This window comes from Lysinibacillus sp. UBA5990 (assembly GCF_002429815.1).
Taxonomy (GTDB): Bacteria; Bacillota; Bacilli; order Bacillales_A; family Planococcaceae; genus Lysinibacillus; species Lysinibacillus fusiformis.
On record NZ_DJAY01000015.1, the window covers coordinates 1,051,301 to 1,068,912 of the forward strand.

Genomic DNA, 17,612 nt, shown 5'->3' on the forward strand with positions numbered 1-17,612 from the left:
CCATAGTAACAAATCAGGAGGTGCCTTGTTAAACGTTTTCGCTTAACATTACTATTTATATGATAAGATAACTAGGTTTTATAGACCATCATAACGATCCCGCAATAAAAAAACAGATCTATTTATCGCCTTTAGGATAAATGTAAAAATAAACCAGGCATCCTTTATTTAGGCGTACCTGGTTTATTGTATGAATGAGGATGAAATTGTCTATGTAATAAATGGATGCCTATAAAAATACTGCTGACGCCGATGACTCTTAATAATACATTTTGGAGGAATTGCTTGTCGTCTACAGTGATTACGATGAACATGAGACCCATCGTTAGTAATGCAGAGCCAATGAACCCTTTTATGACTCTCATAAAGATGCTCGGTTTAAAATGCTGCAAAAACGAATCGCTCCTTTCTGAAAAGCAAAAGGATCACTAGGCTGGTTTAAGTGACCCTTTCATTATATTGAAGGGATATTTTTAGGTGCTAAAGGGAAGTATTAGTATCCACCACTCATAAAACTAGCGCCAACGATAATTAAAAGAATGAAAAGAACAACGATTAATACAAAAGATGAACCGTTATAGCTGCCACCATTGTCGCCGCCATAATAACAGCCGCCATTGTTCATATTACCTACATTTCCGCCGTATCCGTAACCCATTGAAAATCCCCCCTTTCTACAACCTATAATATGTAGGTCGGGAGGATAAAGAAATGTTATTTACCCTATACTAGCTTATTTATTTTCAAGAATATCATAAATAGAGGGGAATTTCCTTGCTTGTCTAGTGAGCCAAATAGGAAAAGAGGGGTATTCTTTCAGCTTGTATGATCGCTCCCTTTTGAAAAGAATCCGCATATCGGGTTCTTTTTTTAATAAGGAAACGATCAAATGTGTCTTAGTGTTCAAAATATAGAAGAAAATATTCCTAAATATAACATTTAATGTTGATATTTTTACATAATATGTTATTTTAAAATAGGTAATATAGTACCAAATAATAACTATATTACCAAAAAATCTACACAGGACTATAGGAGGATATATGATGAAGAAAAAATTTACATTCAATCAGTTGTTAATTGGGGTTAGTACAATGGCAATTTCGTTAGGAGGGTTACAGGCGGAAGCATCTGCAGCAGAAAAAACGCCATATAATGTATTACAAATGAAACCTATTGGCATAGAAATGCCGAAAGATGAAATGGTGCGTTCGACAAAGGCTGAAGAAACACTATCCTATGAAGAACGTTTAGAAATTGGAGATTTTTCACAACATCCAGCTCCCATTATAGAGCGCACGCATACACAGCAATTACAGGAGCAGTACTCGATGGCAGAGCTTAATAAAATGAACGATCGTGAGCTCATTCATACGCTCGGTAGTATACGTTGGTACCAAATTACAGACTTATTCCAATTCAATGATGACACAAAAGCTTTTTATCAAAATGAAGAGCGCATGCAAGTAATCATTAATGAATTAGGGAATAGAGGAAGTTCGTTTACGAAAGATGATTCAAAGGGTATCGAAACATTTGTTGAGGTACTTCGTTCTGCATTTTATGTAGCGTTTTATAATAATGAACTAGGTTATTTAAACGAGAGAAGTTTCCAAGATAAGTGTTTACCAGCATTAAATAAAATAGCCAAAAATCCAAACTTTATACTTGGTACAGCTGAGCAAGATAAAGTAGTATCTGCCTATGGGAAATTAATAGGTAATGCATCTAGTGATGTGGAGACCGTTCAACATGCTACGAAGATTTTAAAACAATATAATGAAAATCTTTCTACCTATGAAAGTGAGAATTCAAAAGGACAAGCTATTTACGATTTAATACACGGCATTGATTATGATTTGCAGTCGTATTTATATGAGGCTCGTAAAGAGGCCAATACAACGATGTGGTATGGGAAGATTGATAGCTTCATAGAGGAAGTTAATAGCATTGCTCTAATACATAATGTAACGGATAGCAATAGTTGGTTAATCAATAATGGCATTTATTATGCAGGGCGTTTAGGGCAGTTCCATAGCAATCCGAATAAAGGTTTAGAAGTTGTTACACAAGCGATGCATATGTATCCCTATTTAAGTGAAGCTTATTTTGTGGCAGTAGAGCAAATTACTACAAATTATGGTGGACATGACTTAAACGGAAATACGGTTGATTTACAAAGTGTACGTGAAGAAGAAAAAAAACAGTATCTACCGAAAACATATACATTTGATGATGGATCAATTGTATTCAAAACGGGAGATCAAGTAGCGGAAGATAAAATTCAAAGATTATACTGGGCTGCAAAAGAGGTAAAGGCACAGTATCATCGTGTAATCGGGAATGATAAAGCACTAGAGCCAGGTAATGCTGACGATGTCTTAACAGTTGTCATTTATAACTCTCCCGATCAGTATCGATTAAACCGTCAATTGTACGGATATGAAACAAATAATGGTGGTATATATATTGAAGAGACAGGAACATTCTTTACATATGAACGTACACCTGAGCAAAGTATTTATAGCTTGGAAGAGCTGTTCCGTCATGAATATACGCACTTTTTACAAGGCAGATTTGAGGTGCCTGGTCTATTCGGGACAGGTGATATGTACCAAAATGAGCGACTAACATGGTTCCAGGAAGGAAATGCAGAGTTTTTTGCTGGGTCAACACGTACAAATGACGTTGTGCCTCGTAAGAGCATTATTAGTGGGTTGTCACAAGATCCATCACAACGTTATACAGCTGAACAAACAATGTTTGCAAAATATGGTTCCTGGGATTTTTATAATTATTCATTTGCATTACAGTCTTATATGTATACTCATCAATTCGATATGTTTGATAGAATTCAAGATTTAATTCGCGCGAACGATGTGAAAAATTATGATGCCTATCGTGACACTTTAAGTAAAGATTCACAGTTGAATATGGAATATCAAGCGTATATGCAGCAATTGATCGATAACCAAGAAACATACGAGGTGCCACAAGTAGCAGAAGATTATTTAATGCAGCATGAACCAAAATCGTTAAACGAGGTACAGCAAGAAATTGTCGATATTGCACATGTGAAAGATGCAAACATGACCAAACACCAGTCTCAATTTTTTAATACGTTTACACTCGAGGGGACGTATGTAGGTAGTGCAACACAGGGTGAATCTCAAGATTGGAAAACGATGAGTAAGCAAGTAAACCAAGTGCTGGAGCAACTGTCTCAAAAAGAGTGGAGCGGCTATAAAACAATGACTGCGTATTTTGTCAACTATCGTGTAAATGCGGCAAACCAGTTCGAGTATGATGTAGTCTTCCACGGCGTTGCCACTGATGACGGAGAAACCCAAGCGACAATTGTACAAGTAAATGGTCCATATACTGGCATCACCAATGAAAAAATTCAGTTTAACAGTGATGGGTCAAAAGATAAGGATGGAGAAATAGTTTCTTATCTTTGGGATTTTGGTGATGGAACAACAAGTGAAGAAGCAAATCCTACTCATGTATACGAAAAAGAAGGAACATACAATGTGACCTTAACAGTGAAAAATAACAAGGGATTAGAAAGTAAAGGGCAAACAACTGCCACTGTACGGAAAGGAGGACAGACAGAGCAAGAACATGCGACGATCATTCCCTTTAATAAACCACTAAAAGGTAGCTTGATTGATAATGATACAAATGTCTATCAATTTGACATTACGTCGCCTGAAGAAATAGATATTTCTGTCGTAAATGAAAATCAAATTGGCATGACATGGGTGCTTTATCATGAATCTGATAAGCAAAACTATGTAGCGTATGGACAGGAAGATGGACAGACAATCAAAGGTAAGTTGAGTGCGGAACCTGGAAAGTATTATTTATACGTTTATAAATTTGATGATGAGAATGGGACATATACCGTTCAAGTACAAAATGGTACAAAAACTGAGGTAGAACCAAACAATCGTCCAGAAGAAGCCACTATGCTTCCATTTAATACACCACTAAACGGTAGTTTAATGGATGATGATCATACGGATGTATACGAATTCAATGTTACATCTCCAAAAGAAATAGATATTTCTGTTTTAAATGAAAACCGGATTGGCATGACATGGGTGCTTTATCATGAATCAGATAGCCAAAATTATGCGTCTTTTGGACAGGAAGACGGAAACATGATTAATGGTAAATTGAATGCAGAGCCTGGAAAGTACTATTTATATGTATATAAATTTGAGAATGAGAACGGAACATACACAGTTCATGTGCAGTAATGAATGGATAGAAAAGCAAATCGCAGTATATCAGTATAAAAATGCCGCTCAAACTGTAGACAAAAGCCATCGAGAAGGTCATTCTTGATGGCTAATGTCAATATAATAGCTAAAATCGGAAGGCGGCGACTTATGAAGTAGGCAGCTCGACCTCGCTGTAGTAGTAATGATCGGCTATATGTTTACGAGATCGAAATATTAAAAGATTGTCGGTACCATACCTCCATCCATACGAATCGGTGAGCCTTTAAATGCGGAAGCATAGGGACTACAAATAAATGTAGTGATTCGCCCAATTTCAATGGGTTTGATAAATCTTTGTATTTCCGATTGAGGAAGGTTTGTAGTCATAAATTTATGTTCTTTCTCTATAAAGCTCATCTCTTTATTAGGGTACATACTATCAATGATTTCATACACATTCTCAGAAAGTGTTGGCCCAGGCATAATTGTATTGACGGTAACTTCTGTTCCCTTTGTTAATTGAGATAGGCTTTTTGACAAAGAGAGAAGCATCGTTTTTGTCATACAATATTGAGGCATTTGCCCGGAAGGCATAATGGCTTCCTCACTCGCGATAAAAATAATGCGGCCAAAATCATTTTGTAGCATTTTGGGTAAGTAAAATTTACATAGCCCATTAGCTGCAAGAACATTCGTACGGAAGTATTTTTCCCATATCTCATCGTCAACATCTTCATATGACATCATTTCATAAATACCCATATTGTTCACTAAAATATCTATATGAGGATACTTTTCGAATAAGGCTTCTCTTTGCAGGCTATCTGCAATATCGGCTGTTGCATTTTGAGGATAAGTAGATGGGTAGGCTGACTTTATTTCATTTACAATTCGTTCTACCTCATCATTATTTCGCCCATTAACGAGCACATGAACACCTTCTTTGGCTAGCTCAAAAGCAATAGCTTTCCCTATACCTCTCGTTGATCCGGTAACTAAAGCTGTTTTGTTGTTCAACCCCATATCCATACTATATTTCTCCTTTATTATTATAGTAATTTAAACATTTGTTCCTACATGTTTAGTACGCCAATTTGCTGGTGTATCACCTTCCCAAAGGCGGAAGGCGCGGTAGAACGAGTTTTGATCTTCATAGCCAATTAAGAAGGCGACCTCTTTAATATCAAGAGAGGGGTCTGCTAAATATACCTGTGCCTGCTCATGTCTAACTTCTGTTAACAGATGCTTAAAGCTCGTACATTCGTCTGAAAGCCGACGCTGTAAAGTACGATCGCTCATCCCTAACTCGCTCGCAACCGTCTGAATGTCTGGACGTCCTCCTGTTAGGCTACGTTTCATCATCCACTTGACCGTCTCAGTAAGCGAACGGCTATGTTGGTGCTCACTCAATGATTGATCCAGAAGCGGAGTCAGCATCTCTAATAACTCTAAGTTATATGAAGAAAAGTGATGGTCCAAATCCTCTCGATGTAACGTCAACTGGTTCCGTTGTGCACCTATCTGGATATGACAACCGAAATAGGCTTCAAGCGTTTGTATATCACCCATTGAATGTGAAAATTCAACGCATTTTGCTGTCAAAGGTCTACCCGTTCCTCGTCGACCAAGCTCAAGAAGAAATGCCAGTGTGATGCCAACTAGCATTGGTGGTCCCGATTGCTCCTTATCTGACCATTGCAGCTCGATTGTACAATTCTCACCCTCCTCAGTAATACGGAGGCTTTCAGGCGGGCACAATTGTTTGTAGCGTGCCATTCTCTTGAGAGCATCACGATAATCACGTGCATGGTAAGCCGCCAAGACAGTTGGTGGGTAATGATTGCTATCAAAGCTAGTTGCCAGTTGGATGATTCCTTTAGCCATGTCGTCAATGTGATCGGCATATGCCTGCCAAATCGCGTAATATTGTGCTAGCGAAAAAGTCGGTTCAGTAATCAATGTGATAGGTAATTGTGCTTTTCGAATGACATCGTGGGGGGCTATCCCCAATTGACGGAGTCCCTCCCAAAATCCTAACGGCATTTTAATACGAGTAGAGGTATGTAACGTCAACGTATCAGGCTCCTTTATTCATTAATTGTCAATAAAATGTTGCGTTTAAACGGAACAGTATATATAGTATCTTTTTCATCACGCCATGTAACTAGCAAACGCTGACTACCAACTTGCTAATGGCGCCAAAATTTTTTGAATTAAAACGGGGCATTCTTTATCAAAAATAATCTTTATTTAAAAGGATACATTATGAAGATATAGTATTGAATAATATTGTGTTATCGTTATTTAACATCGTTATCACCTGAATGAATTTTTATCTTATTAGTCACATTGATGAGTAGAGCTCCTCCTTCAAGCGATTAGGAACTATTATGAATGGAAAACATCGAGCGAGTAGTGAAATATGATAAAATAAACTAATAGCATGTATGCTGGAGGGATGATAGTGAAAGCAGAAAAACGTTTAAGGTTTTGCGAAAAAGGACATAGTTTTTACAAAAGCACAGATTGTCCAAGCTGCCCGACCTGCAATAAAGAAAATAAGCCTACGAGTGGTTTTCTTTCAAAACTGAGTTCTCCTGCAAGAAATGCCTTAGTTCACGAGGGGATTGATACCTTGCATGAACTAGCCAAATACACCGAAAAAGATGTATTAAAAATTCATGGAATTGGACCAGCGTCTATCCCCATGATGAGAGCTTCATTGGAAGAAGAGGGACTATCATTTAAGGGTGAGGGAGAAAACTAAAATGACAAATAAAGAATTATCAGTTGAACAACGCGAGGAACTATTGCAAACATTGCAAGCTCGATTTGAGAAAAATATGAATCGCCACGAAGGCCTTGAGTGGACAAATATACAGGCTAAGCTGGAAGCGAATGTGGACAAACTGTGGTCGCTCCATGAAATGGAAGCAACTGGCGGAGAACCGGATGTCGTTCACTATCATCCAAAGACGGATGAATATATATTTTATGATTGTTCGGCAGAAAGTCCAAAAGGTCGCAGAAGTGTATGTTATGACCGTGAAGCATGGGAAGCAAGAAAAAATCATAAACCAGAAACTACCGCAATGGATATGGCAACAGACATGGGGATTGAGCTTTTAACGGAAGAACAATATCGAGAGTTACAGCAACTAGGTAAATTCGATTTAAAAACATCAAGCTGGATTCAAACCCCTGAAAAAATCCGTAAACTGGGCGGTGCTATCTTCTGTGATCGTCGCTACGACACAATTTTCCTCTATCATAATGGGGCAGATTCTTATTATGCAGCTAGAGGTTTTCGAGGATCACTAAAGATTTAAGTGGAAAATAATCATGAAAAAACAATTATCTTTAGGTAATCAATGGACTTGATTGCCTGAGTTTTTTTAGAAATACATGCAAACCTATAACGATCCAAATAATTGTTTATGGATTTTTTTACTTAGTACTAGACAAATATGGTTTTTTATTATACAATGATATTAATAAAATCGGTCCTAAAGAAACAATGAATTCACATATTACAAAGAGTAATCGTGTTTTTTTGATACTTTTTGCAATATGTGAATTTTTTCTTTAAAGATGTAAGATTTTATTTAATACAATTAATGGAGGTCATTCAAATGACACAAGGTACAGTAAAATGGTTTAACTCAGAAAAAGGTTTTGGATTCATCGAAGTAGAAGGCGGACAAGACGTTTTCGCACACTTCTCAGCTATCCAAGGTGAAGGTTTCAAATCACTTGAAGAAGGCCAAAAAGTAGAATTCACAATCGAAGATGGTCAACGTGGACCACAAGCTGCAAACATCGTAAAACTTTAATATTTGCATGCTTTCAATACCCATTATCGGGTAATAATAAAAAACCAGGCGCTCATTTATAATGAGTACCTGGTTTTTTTTCTATGGATTATACATAAAAACCCTTACAATGGCATGGGATTTTATTACATTTATATTTCTTTTGATTACTTCCACACCATTTATCCCATGATAAAGATAGATGGGGGGTGTTGGTTCATGGATTATGAATATACAGTGAAGTTCCACTTTAACGAAAGTCGCGAAGAAGAATATAAAATCAAGACTAATATTGGACAAGAAACATTTACAGAAGAAATTTCTAATGGGTTCAATGAGAAACCGTGGTATACCTTTACTGAAACAGAACATTTTAAATCGATATTAATAAATACGAAAGATATTTATAAGGTATCCATCGTGCAACAGACTATACAATTTGATTAACTTTATGTCGAAGGCCACATCCCATGTCGGAGTGGCTTTTTTTCATGTCGTTCGATATAAATAGGGAGAAAGAAAAAATTAAAAGAGTCACCGGAAAGTGACTCTAAAAATAGATAGGTGTATAGATGATTGTTATTACCTGTATTGGAGGATTTATTGTTTTCACGGGACGGATTAATAGGTTGAACCCTTTTAATGATATTAATATGAATTATACAGGAAAGCAGCTCCAACGATTATGAGAAGAATGAATAGAACAACGAGAAGTGCAAACCCTGTACCATTCCCGTAGCCTCCACCGTTACCACCATAGTATCCAGACATAATGATAAACCTCCTTTCGATAATTTTATAATATGTATGCCTAACAAGATGATTAGCGATAAATGTCATAGGAAACATCAGAAAAAAGTGAAAAATTTTATGTCAAGAAGGTACAGAATTGAATTTAATTCAGTGGGAAACAAATGACTTTTTGAATTATGAAGTGGAAGGAGTGTAGGGCATTTTTAACAGGCACAAAGCAATTGAAGAACATTTATAAGCTTCATGAAAAATCCAGGATCAAAAAAAATGCAAGCGCACGAGCACCTGCTTTTGAAAGGAACTACATACATATAAATCATCATTACATATTAGTTTTTGTCCTTTTTTCTTTTCTTGCATAATATGTTCTTATGATGGTATTAAATACAGAAGTGAAAATGATTATATACCACGGTGCCCCAATCTCCCCAGTCGTAATCCGATCATAAATTCCCCAAACTAATACAGAAACTAATAAAAAAACAGCAGTAAATCTTTCTGATTTAGGATAAATTTTATACTTTTTATAGTCATGCGCACTAATGATTCACCACATCCTTTCATTTTTATAGGACTATATTCTATTTTGGGAACTTTTAAAAATACACGCTGATGAAGAATGCCGAAAGGAAGAATATGGCTTTTATTTGACCTAATATTGGAATATTAAGTAATTATAAGTATACTATAGGATGTTCCGTAAATAATCAATGCGGAGCGATGAAATGGTAGTTAAAGCTTTAAATAGCTCAAAATGTGTTGCAATTTTTAATTCTTAAGACTCTATATGTGCGTACTGTAGCAGTTACATAATTACGGCAAAAGCAATCAATTCTTTTGATAGTGGGAAGGTACCGAAACCACCTTTATCGTTTATGGTGGAAAGACGTAGTTAGCTGAAGTTGAAGGGATAAATAGATGGGGCCAGTTACTTATTCATGTTGAAGTTGATCATCTCTTATTGCCATCACGATTTAGTTTTATTTTATCTGATTGACATAAGGAGGATTTGAATGAAAAGTTTAGCAGGGACACTATCATTATGTTTTTCATTTACATTATTCATCTATTTGTTTGGATTAAAAATGGAGCATTCCGTCAAATATGATGCAGGATTCTTTTTCCTCCCCGTTATTTTACTAGGACTTTCACTCTTTTTCTTTATTTCAGATTACAAAATAAATAGTAAAAGTTAAGGGAAGAGGAACAATGCAATGTATTTGCTTAGGGGATAACAAGGCGTTGGAATTAATTCAATTGGATGAAGGCTTCGAAGCAAACATCGAAGCTGAATAATCTTTTTTATCAAGCATCCTCTTATGATAATTTGGATGCTTTTTAATATGTATCTAGGAGGGCTGAACAAATAGTAAATGGTAAAGTATGAGTTGGATAGAAATTCCTAGTTATTCAACTCAAGCCCTCCGTTAGCACATTAAATATCTACATCTATTCCTTCAAATCAGAGGCTAACATTCCATACACAATACTATCGGTCCATTCATTTTTATTCCAAAAATCTTGTGTGAAATGGGCTTCTTTTCTCATGCCTATTCGTTCACATAATTTTTGTGAAGCGATATTCCGTGCATCCAGTTTAGCTTGTATCCGATGTACATTAAAAACATCAAATAATTGAACTACTAAACTACTTACCGCTTCGGTTGCCAAACCTTTCCCAGCCACTTCATTGGAAAAGCTATATCCAATTTCAACAGTATCTTTCATATCTGTATACCATACAGACAAATCACCAATGACTTTATTCTTATAGACAACTGCCAAACTTAACATTGACTCTTGAGAGAGTAAACCATTTGCTAGTTTCTTATTAAAATTTTTCTCCATATTTTCATGTGTCCATTGATTATGTAATAGGAATTTACAAGTATCTTCATTATTATAAATCGCAAATACATCCTGTAAATCGGTATTCTTAAAAGGTCTAATTATTAATCTTTCTGTTGTGAATTCCAAGTTAGTTCGCCTCCCTTTCATTCATTCTACAAAATTAACCAAAAACATACAATGTTCGGATGCAACATTCTTTGCATCGGTGAAAAAACCAACAGATGTTGTGCTTACCCTTAAAAAATTTTACCGAAAATATTATAATTATTGACATTTTTGTAAATTAAATTTAATATTTATTTTAATAATTGATAATATTTGTCAATTATGTCATTTAAAAATAAATAAGTTATAGGAGATGATATGATTAATAAATCAAAGATTTATAAAACGTTATTAATATTGTTGCCCATTAGCTTACTAATGAATTTATTTTTTGTAGTGAAGTTTACAGAAAATAATTCGAGGAAACAAGAATACTTCATTTACAACCTAAACCTCAAATTGTATGAATTAAATTTAGCAATAAACAATCAAAAAGAAAACGATTGGCAGGACCCTCAAATTGTAATCAATCAGCTAGAAAAGGTAAAAGGCATTTTAGTTGATTCGGTAATAACTAATAACTTCGCAAGTAGTGTGTTGAATGATGAAGAAAAAAAGATGCTACAGAGCATATACAATTTTTTAGAGCCTTTGCCAAAAAGTGATTTATTTGAGGTAGGAAAATGGGAAGAAGCGGATACAGAATACATTTTAAGGGTTGGAGAAGCATTAAGTTGGTCTAACTATACTGCTAACAGCTTCCCTGAACAAAGTTGGAGTTCAGTTGTAAAACAATGGGAACAACTGGTTAAGGCATTTGAAACTAATTCCAAGACACTCTTCCATATGAAGAGTCTTTATTGATATATCAAAATAAACTACTAGAAAACTCTAACTCAAATATTGAACCTTCATTAGAGCAACGTAATCTATTTAGACTAGCGTTCTCAGTTGTACGAAGCGGGGTAAATTATATAGTTAAAGTAACTAGCAAAGGAAAAAAATTAAAGATGTAAGAAACGGGAAATTGGAAGTCGATGTAAATAAGCACATTAATGCTAATAATCGATTTAAAGAATACGGAAACATGGATACACTTGTTAATTACATTATAGAAGATATTCGTAGAACTGATTCAGGTGACTTGATAAAAGATGGTTGGAATTCAATTAAAACTGTTTATGGAAAAGATAATAAATTGTTAGAAATTCGTTTCTATGTAGAAGATGGGAAGTTACTTTCTTTTAATGCTTTTCCTGACCATTCAAAGAAAGATGCTAGTAACGTAATTTGGTTAGCTCCACAATAAAAAATTGTAATTGAGGTGTTTTATGGAGGAAATTAAACTAAATAATTTTATTGTAAGAATAGATAAGGATAAAACTCTTGAATTGTATAAAGCACTTCCGAAAGTTTCCGAAAAAGCTCATTGTGGTTGCGAGGATTGTCAACTTTTCGCTAAGCAAATTCAACAAGCGAGTTCAGAAGTTTTGAAATTCTTTAAACAATTTGGTGTGGATCCTACAAAAGAGGCAGAAGTTTGGAGAGCTATTCCTAATAAAGATGGCTTTGATACATATAGTGCAGATTATCATTTTATAGGAACTATACAAGGTACTGATGATTTAGATTGGATACAAATAGGAGAAGCATTTTTTGGACTTGCAAACCATAATGGCGATTTACCAAGTCCGATGATTCCAAGTACTTTTTCAAAGCCAATTGTAGAATTAGCTGTAAGAATAACAATGCCTCATGTAGACATATAATATAGAAAGTAATTATTCTATAAAATTATATATACCATTATAATTTCTTTAACTTCAAAGCCCAGGTACTCATTTATTTTGAGCTGGGCTTTTCTTTTGTATTATTGGTATATCTAGTAATTCAAAGTATACTTTATATTAAATACATCTAGGAGCGATGAGAAATTTGAAAGCTTCGAATTGTCCGAATTGTGCTGTGGTATTCATGACAGCACTTGTGATTACTGTGAGAGTTACATCCTCACAACTGACTCCAAACAATTTACATATGATCTAAATGAATTTAAACCTACCTACAAAAAGATTTTTTTCTACGAAATTGTGATGGGTATCAATGAATTACCAATCCGTTCTGGTATGGCGAATATTTATTAAAGTGCAACAAAATCTGATGGTGGCCGTTTGTTATAACCAATCAACGCCTTATTTTTTGTGCTCACGCTTTAAACATTAATCCTAATTTATATTGGGAAATTAGTTTAGAAAGTGTAAATCGAGCTGAACTTGGTTTAAATCTTCTTATCTCTCAAAGAATTAAGATTTTTGATAAGAAGGTAATAAAACAACTTTTGTCGTTTATGGCGGGAAAACTTGGATAGCTGAAATTGAATGTGCTTTAAACCAAAATTAAATAGAAGTGACTAGGTATTAAATATTATTAAGCCTGGTCATTTTTCCTCTATGATCCAGTTACATCCGATTTAGTTACATTTTTTAGGTGTGTAACGACTCTAAATAAAACCACTATCCGTTACACAAAAAAGTCACCAAAATCACAAAAAAGTCACTTCTCCCGAAAACCCACGAAATCAGGCGAAAAGCATGTCTTTGTACATTCACACAAAACCTTGCTATAATAAGCTTTGCGAATACATATGAAAGAGGGTAAAAGCATGAACGCTTATGATGAATATATGAAGCAGGTTGTGAAACCGATGCGTGAGGAGCTAGTGGGAGCTGGGTTTACGGAGCTGACGACGGCTGATGCGGTAAATGAATTTATGGCAGAGACGAAGGGGACTTCGTTAGTAGTCATTAACTCGGTGTGTGGTTGTGCGGCAGGGCTTGCTCGTCCAGCAGCGCGTGAGGCGATTGCGGCAGTGAAGCCGGATCATCTTGTGACAGTATTTGCGGGGCAGGACCCAGAGGCGACTGCAGCAATGCGTGGTTATTTCGATGAAGTACCACCAAGCTCACCTTCCATGGCGATTTTAAAGGATGGGGAATTGGCTTACTTTATTCCACGTGAACAAATTGAAGGCTTCCCTGTGGAGCAAATTGTTTCCCATTTAACTGGCGTATTAGAACAAACATGCGATCAATAAATACGATTGTAACAACAGCGGGCAGACCAGACGATGAATCGATGGCGCTCGCTGCTTTTGCGTGTCAAATATTAGGGGCTACATTTGAGCCGAGGAAAAAGCGCTCTGTTCGGAAGATGTCAGAGGCGTTTCAGGCAAATATTATAGTGGCGGGGAAAAATCGCTATGATTATTATGCTTATGGGGTAGATGAGCCGTTTTTCTTCCATCCTAATTCTGCGGCATTTCGCTTAAAACGGATTGCTCGAGGTGAGGCAGAGCCATTTTTAGAAGCCACGCAGCTTCAGCTAGGAGATACAGTACTGGATTGTACGCTTGGTCTAGCGGCGGATGCAATGTTAGCCGCTTATATCGTTGGGGAAACTGGGCGCATTGTAGGCCTAGAGGCAAATCCAAATGTCGCCTTTATTGTCGGGCAGGGCATGCAAAGTTATGATACAACAGAGCTACCGTTAACGGCCTGTATGCGACAAATCGAGGTCGTTCAGTCCGAGGCAGTTCATTATTTAAAAACATTACCAGCGAATGCGTTTGATGTCGTTTATATGGATCCAATGTTCGAGGAAGTTATTGAAGAGTCCAATAATTTCGAGGCATTGCGCTTAGCGGGTGAGCATGTTACTTTAACCGATGAATGGGTGCAAGAAGCGAAGCGGGTCGCAAGAAAGCGTGTGGTGCTGAAGGCTCATTTTCGATCAGAGTGGTTTATGAAGTATGATTTTCAACAATATGAGCGAGTGACGGCTAAGTTCCATTATGGTGTTCTCGAAGTGTAGGGGCTTGTTTTTATGACAGGCCTCTATTTAATTAGATTGTAATAATAAGGAGGCTCCAAATACATATGACGAATAGCGAAATTAGAACCCCTTTTGAACTAGACTTACTAGTTAAAGCACAATCATTGAAAACTACAAAACCTCCGAGTCCGTGGGAACATGAAACGATAATTTCTGCCAATGGTGTACTAGCCTGTGGATGGGATCAAGGTGAAAATATCATCCTCATAAGTGGGTCGGGCTATAGTGTCACTGAGCCGATAACGGGTCTTTGTCTTCATCGAGAACGAGATAAGGAATTAACTGAGGACTGTGTCAGTGAAGACCGCTTAACCTTTCACTCTCCGATATCAAAAAAGCCTACTTCTATTTTTGGCTTGGAAGCGGGGGATGGGATACATGTGACATCGGATGGCTGGCAGGTTGAAGTCATTTACCCGTGGTGGCCACGTGCAACAGTAGTCCTCGATTATCTATTTACACCCCGTTATAGCTATTTAAGCAATGCTATAGCTATTGATATACAGCGTTTAGATGGTGCTATAAAATGTGGATTTTCTCCTTCTGGTAAACATTTAATGATGATGGGATCAGGTGGTGCCTTAATCTATTCGAGAAAAGAATGAAATTCCGTTTGGTATGGTATTTGAGAGATTTTATAATTAGTGCTTTACATTTTTAATGTAGAGTGCTATAATTGAAAACGTGCTATTTTAGGTGGCATATTTCAGTAATCTGGCATTCTGCTTTTTGTTTTTGTAGATACTTATTCACACTGGCGCATGCTTTGGGGCTGCAAGGACGCAAAAGATGGTAGGGTTTGCGTTGCTTAAGTTAGAGAGCACACAGTGGAATTTTACCGCGGTGATGAAACAACTATTGTTTCAAGATAATATTCCCCAGATGATTGGGTTGAGACTTTTACAATTTACGAAAATGTTACCTATAAATACTAAAGGGGTAGTTTCGCATGAGCGAGGCTGCCCCTTGTCTAATTGTTGAACGCTGTCGCATGAGTTGCTGGCAGTTTTTTTGTTGCCAAAATTATGCTGGTATACATTACCGTTTACTATGCTAGTAAAATAAGTAATAATAAAAGCAAGATTTTTAGTAAAATTCTAAATTCTGTAGTTAAAAATCTGAAAAATCAAAAAGGTGAGGGAAGTTTATGGAGAAAATCAATACAATAACAGCAGATGTAATCACGCAATTAACAAAAATGGCAGAAATGAAGAAAGAAAGCATTGAGCAATTAGTAGCGTTTTATTGTCAGGAAAGACTTCTCTACCGTTTATCAACATCATCCTATGATGATCAATTTTACATAGAAGGGGATCTTTTCTTCTTTACATTAGCTGAAGGAGTAGGGATGCCACCGAATGAACTAGCACTCACAGCACGAAAAAGCCCTTATCAAAACGACATAGTCCAACAGGCATTTACAGAAATTTGTTCAATCGAGATACAAGAAGACGGTATTCAATTTTTAGAAAATGACATAGAAAGTATTATTACGGATACGAGTATTCACTTAAAGATACCGGCAAAATTGGATACCATCACTACATACATAGAAGTTAAAATAACCTTTATAGAAAATCGAATAGCGCCGACGACCATTACTTTCCCGTCGATGCTAGACATGGAGCCAGCGGAGCTCTCTACCTCTCCAATCGAATTTGTAGTTGCCCAAGCCTTGCTTGATATTTACCAATATCCCTCTATAACCTCAAAAGTAGTAGTGGATATAGAGAGGCTGCTACAAACACAAAACATAGAAGGTCGTAAATTACAAGCTTATCTTGAAGAATTGTCTGACCAACGTCACCTGACATGGGAGCCAACACCTATACTAGAAAAAGGAATCGTTAAACAATTTTTCAACCCAATATATGAAGTCCTATTGGCAAATGAAGAGTTTTTTAAAAAGTGGAATGGTAAGGAGCAGGTTTGGCGATAACGATAGAGACCCCGCGAACAATAAAAAGTTCGTGGGGTTTTTCATAAAATGATTCCGTGTAACTGGAATAGGGAGATGATCAAAACGCATTTTGCTGGGGAGCAGTCGTTACGCTATCCTATCGCTAGTTCTACAAAGACAAGAGCATCATTCCAGAAAAAGAATGATTCTCTTTAATTGATTAAGTATATGAACAGGAACGCTAATAAAAAAATTGAGTCTTATAGGCAGCTCTTTTTTCTTTATTGAATTATCAGTGCAATTTACTTGATTTGGTGTTAAATGACATTTCTTGAAACTCATTTCATCCAGATTCGTTCTATAAAATGGATCATAAAAAAGGATAAAGAATATATTTTTGGAATTTCATTGAAATACCTAGTCTAATATATTGTTCCTGCTAAATAATACACGAGGTGAGTGATTAGTGGCATTTGTTAATAGGAAAAAGACGTTCATTTATATGGTGAGGCACGGTGAATCTCCGTATGATGGAAATGAACGGACAAGAGGGTTAACTGTGAAAGGACAATTAGGTGCTCGAAGTATAGCTAATGTGTTAAAGGAGGAAGGAATTGATCATGTAATATCCAGTCCATATACTCGTTCAATTTTAACTGTTGAGCCATTAGCTAAACAACTGAGTCAAGAAGTTATCGTACGTGAAGAATTAAAAGAGAGAATATTTTCTTCAGAAGAAAAGCGACTACCTGATAGTCAATTGTTTCCGCTGTTAGAAAAATCTTGCTTGGACCCCAATTTTGCTTTAGAGGGTGGAGAATCGAATACCGATTGTCAAAAAAGAGCTGTAAAAGTTTTAGAAGAGCTATTAAATACTTATGAGGGCCAAAAAGTGGTAATAGGAACTCACGCATTAGTCATGACCTTGATGATGGGATACTATCATAAAAAGTACAATTTGGATTTTTTGCTACAAACAACCAAGCCGGATATATACAAAATGGAATTTAACGGACAGGAATTGGTGGGAGTGAAGAGGCTCTAAGAATGTAGTGACGGTTAAAAAATGTGCTGAAATGGAGGGGGAATATTCCGTTATAGAAATCCTATGGTAATGGACAGATTAGATGG

Annotated in this window: 20 protein-coding genes; 14 read left to right on the forward strand and 6 right to left on the reverse strand. The window is 36.3% G+C overall.

Features of this window, described 5'->3' with window-relative positions:
* Window positions 1-164: 164 nt before the first annotated feature.
* Complete coding sequence (locus B3D94_RS17805) at window positions 165-392, reverse strand: hypothetical protein (protein ID WP_254664259.1); 228 nt, start codon at window positions 390-392, stop codon at window positions 165-167.
* A 101-nt stretch (window positions 393-493) separates the two neighbouring features.
* Window positions 494-658, reverse strand: a complete 165-nt coding sequence (locus B3D94_RS17810; RefSeq protein WP_083244657.1) for a YjcZ family sporulation protein — start codon at window positions 656-658, stop codon at window positions 494-496.
* Between the two features lie 388 nt (window positions 659-1,046).
* On the opposite strand from B3D94_RS17810, the gene B3D94_RS17815 reads away from it, so the two are divergent.
* The gene (locus B3D94_RS17815) at window positions 1,047-4,265 is read left to right on the forward strand and encodes a collagenase (RefSeq protein WP_291760644.1); all 3,219 of its coding nucleotides are present in this window, start codon (window positions 1,047-1,049) and stop codon (window positions 4,263-4,265) included.
* A 198-nt stretch (window positions 4,266-4,463) separates the two neighbouring features.
* Here the strand turns inward: B3D94_RS17815 and B3D94_RS17820 are convergent, their stop codons facing one another.
* Both B3D94_RS17820 and B3D94_RS17825 read right to left on the reverse strand, forming a co-directional pair.
* A complete protein-coding gene (locus B3D94_RS17820) occupies window positions 4,464-5,258 on the reverse strand; it encodes an SDR family NAD(P)-dependent oxidoreductase (protein WP_069481119.1) in 795 nt (264 codons plus the stop codon).
* 30 nt (window positions 5,259-5,288) lie between these two features.
* The gene (locus B3D94_RS17825) at window positions 5,289-6,272 is read right to left on the reverse strand and encodes an AraC family transcriptional regulator (RefSeq protein WP_291760647.1); all 984 of its coding nucleotides are present in this window, start codon (window positions 6,270-6,272) and stop codon (window positions 5,289-5,291) included.
* Between the two features lie 421 nt (window positions 6,273-6,693).
* On the opposite strand from B3D94_RS17825, the gene B3D94_RS17830 reads away from it, so the two are divergent.
* The 4 genes from B3D94_RS17830 (at window position 6,694) to B3D94_RS17845 (ending at window position 8,488) form a co-directional block, all read left to right on the forward strand.
* Complete coding sequence (locus B3D94_RS17830; protein WP_069481120.1) at window positions 6,694-6,996, forward strand: RNA polymerase alpha subunit C-terminal domain-containing protein; 303 nt, start codon at window positions 6,694-6,696, stop codon at window positions 6,994-6,996.
* A gap of 1 nt (window position 6,997) precedes the next feature.
* On the forward strand, window positions 6,998-7,558 hold the full coding sequence (locus B3D94_RS17835) for a DUF4256 domain-containing protein (RefSeq protein WP_069481121.1): 561 nt from the start codon (window positions 6,998-7,000) through the stop codon (window positions 7,556-7,558).
* Window positions 7,559-7,861: 303 nt separating this feature from the next.
* The gene (locus B3D94_RS17840) at window positions 7,862-8,062 is read left to right on the forward strand and encodes a cold-shock protein (protein ID WP_008175097.1); all 201 of its coding nucleotides are present in this window, start codon (window positions 7,862-7,864) and stop codon (window positions 8,060-8,062) included.
* Window positions 8,063-8,260: 198 nt separating this feature from the next.
* On the forward strand, window positions 8,261-8,488 hold the full coding sequence (locus tag B3D94_RS17845; RefSeq protein WP_069481122.1) for a hypothetical protein: 228 nt from the start codon (window positions 8,261-8,263) through the stop codon (window positions 8,486-8,488).
* Between the two features lie 201 nt (window positions 8,489-8,689).
* Here B3D94_RS17845 and B3D94_RS17850 read toward each other — a convergent pair whose 3' ends face one another.
* Complete coding sequence (locus B3D94_RS17850) at window positions 8,690-8,812, reverse strand: YjcZ family sporulation protein (RefSeq protein WP_080709324.1); 123 nt, start codon at window positions 8,810-8,812, stop codon at window positions 8,690-8,692.
* A gap of 995 nt (window positions 8,813-9,807) precedes the next feature.
* Between B3D94_RS17850 and B3D94_RS17855 the strand changes: the two genes are divergently transcribed.
* Window positions 9,808-9,990: a hypothetical protein gene (locus B3D94_RS17855; protein ID WP_069481123.1), complete on the forward strand. Its 183-nt coding sequence runs from the start codon at window positions 9,808-9,810 to the stop codon at window positions 9,988-9,990.
* Between the two features lie 253 nt (window positions 9,991-10,243).
* Here B3D94_RS17855 and B3D94_RS17860 read toward each other — a convergent pair whose 3' ends face one another.
* Window positions 10,244-10,771, reverse strand: coding sequence for a GNAT family N-acetyltransferase (locus B3D94_RS17860; RefSeq protein WP_291758849.1), 528 nt, complete (start codon window positions 10,769-10,771; stop codon window positions 10,244-10,246).
* 237 nt (window positions 10,772-11,008) lie between these two features.
* Between B3D94_RS17860 and B3D94_RS17865 the strand changes: the two genes are divergently transcribed.
* The 8 genes from B3D94_RS17865 to B3D94_RS17900 all read left to right on the forward strand — a co-directional run bounded on the left by B3D94_RS17865 (window position 11,009) and on the right by B3D94_RS17900 (window position 17,526).
* The gene (locus B3D94_RS17865) at window positions 11,009-11,554 is read left to right on the forward strand and encodes a hypothetical protein (RefSeq protein WP_291758852.1); all 546 of its coding nucleotides are present in this window, start codon (window positions 11,009-11,011) and stop codon (window positions 11,552-11,554) included.
* A gap of 163 nt (window positions 11,555-11,717) precedes the next feature.
* Window positions 11,718-11,999 (forward strand): hypothetical protein, encoded by a 282-nt coding sequence (locus tag B3D94_RS17870; RefSeq protein WP_291758854.1) that lies wholly within the window; start codon window positions 11,718-11,720, stop codon window positions 11,997-11,999.
* Window positions 12,000-12,021: 22 nt separating this feature from the next.
* Complete coding sequence (locus B3D94_RS17875) at window positions 12,022-12,459, forward strand: hypothetical protein (RefSeq protein ID WP_069481125.1); 438 nt, start codon at window positions 12,022-12,024, stop codon at window positions 12,457-12,459.
* Window positions 12,460-13,352: 893 nt separating this feature from the next.
* Window positions 13,353-13,784 carry a BrxA/BrxB family bacilliredoxin gene (locus B3D94_RS17880; protein WP_036224373.1) on the forward strand — a complete coding sequence of 144 codons (432 nt, stop codon included), beginning with the start codon at window positions 13,353-13,355 and terminating at the stop codon, window positions 13,782-13,784.
* Window positions 13,772-14,560, forward strand: a complete 789-nt coding sequence (locus B3D94_RS17885) for a class I SAM-dependent methyltransferase (protein WP_291758861.1) — start codon at window positions 13,772-13,774, stop codon at window positions 14,558-14,560. The genes B3D94_RS17880 and B3D94_RS17885 overlap by 13 nt, the downstream gene beginning before the upstream one ends.
* A gap of 65 nt (window positions 14,561-14,625) precedes the next feature.
* Window positions 14,626-15,186 (forward strand): hypothetical protein, encoded by a 561-nt coding sequence (locus B3D94_RS17890; protein ID WP_069481127.1) that lies wholly within the window; start codon window positions 14,626-14,628, stop codon window positions 15,184-15,186.
* A 542-nt stretch (window positions 15,187-15,728) separates the two neighbouring features.
* Window positions 15,729-16,520 (forward strand): nucleotidyl transferase AbiEii/AbiGii toxin family protein, encoded by a 792-nt coding sequence (locus tag B3D94_RS17895; protein WP_291758864.1) that lies wholly within the window; start codon window positions 15,729-15,731, stop codon window positions 16,518-16,520.
* 463 nt (window positions 16,521-16,983) lie between these two features.
* Window positions 16,984-17,526, forward strand: a complete 543-nt coding sequence (locus B3D94_RS17900; RefSeq protein WP_069483329.1) for a histidine phosphatase family protein — start codon at window positions 16,984-16,986, stop codon at window positions 17,524-17,526.
* Window positions 17,527-17,612 lie beyond the last annotated feature (86 nt).

Excerpts from the sequence above, each read along its gene's own strand:
- B3D94_RS17850 (WP_080709324.1), bottom strand. The coding sequence starts at position 8,812 with ATGTCTGGATACTATGGTGGTAACGGTGGAGGCTACGGGAATGGTACA.
- B3D94_RS17865 (WP_291758852.1), top strand. The coding sequence starts at position 11,009 with ATGATTAATAAATCAAAGATTTATAAAACGTTATTAATATTGTTGCCC.
- B3D94_RS17835 (WP_069481121.1), top strand. The coding sequence starts at position 6,998 with ATGACAAATAAAGAATTATCAGTTGAACAACGCGAGGAACTATTGCAA.
- B3D94_RS17820 (WP_069481119.1), bottom strand. The coding sequence starts at position 5,258 with ATGGATATGGGGTTGAACAACAAAACAGCTTTAGTTACCGGATCAACG.
- B3D94_RS17880 (WP_036224373.1), top strand. The coding sequence starts at position 13,353 with ATGAACGCTTATGATGAATATATGAAGCAGGTTGTGAAACCGATGCGT.
- B3D94_RS17845 (WP_069481122.1), top strand. The coding sequence starts at position 8,261 with ATGGATTATGAATATACAGTGAAGTTCCACTTTAACGAAAGTCGCGAA.
- B3D94_RS17815 (WP_291760644.1), top strand. The coding sequence starts at position 1,047 with ATGAAGAAAAAATTTACATTCAATCAGTTGTTAATTGGGGTTAGTACA.
- B3D94_RS17875 (WP_069481125.1), top strand. The coding sequence starts at position 12,022 with ATGGAGGAAATTAAACTAAATAATTTTATTGTAAGAATAGATAAGGAT.
- B3D94_RS17810 (WP_083244657.1), bottom strand. The coding sequence starts at position 658 with ATGGGTTACGGATACGGCGGAAATGTAGGTAATATGAACAATGGCGGC.
- B3D94_RS17890 (WP_069481127.1), top strand. The coding sequence starts at position 14,626 with ATGACGAATAGCGAAATTAGAACCCCTTTTGAACTAGACTTACTAGTT.
- B3D94_RS17825 (WP_291760647.1), bottom strand. The coding sequence starts at position 6,272 with ATGCCGTTAGGATTTTGGGAGGGACTCCGTCAATTGGGGATAGCCCCC.
- B3D94_RS17840 (WP_008175097.1), top strand. The coding sequence starts at position 7,862 with ATGACACAAGGTACAGTAAAATGGTTTAACTCAGAAAAAGGTTTTGGA.
- B3D94_RS17855 (WP_069481123.1), top strand. The coding sequence starts at position 9,808 with ATGAAAAGTTTAGCAGGGACACTATCATTATGTTTTTCATTTACATTA.
- B3D94_RS17900 (WP_069483329.1), top strand. The coding sequence starts at position 16,984 with ATGGTGAGGCACGGTGAATCTCCGTATGATGGAAATGAACGGACAAGA.
- B3D94_RS17895 (WP_291758864.1), top strand. The coding sequence starts at position 15,729 with ATGGAGAAAATCAATACAATAACAGCAGATGTAATCACGCAATTAACA.
- B3D94_RS17885 (WP_291758861.1), top strand. The coding sequence starts at position 13,772 with ATGCGATCAATAAATACGATTGTAACAACAGCGGGCAGACCAGACGAT.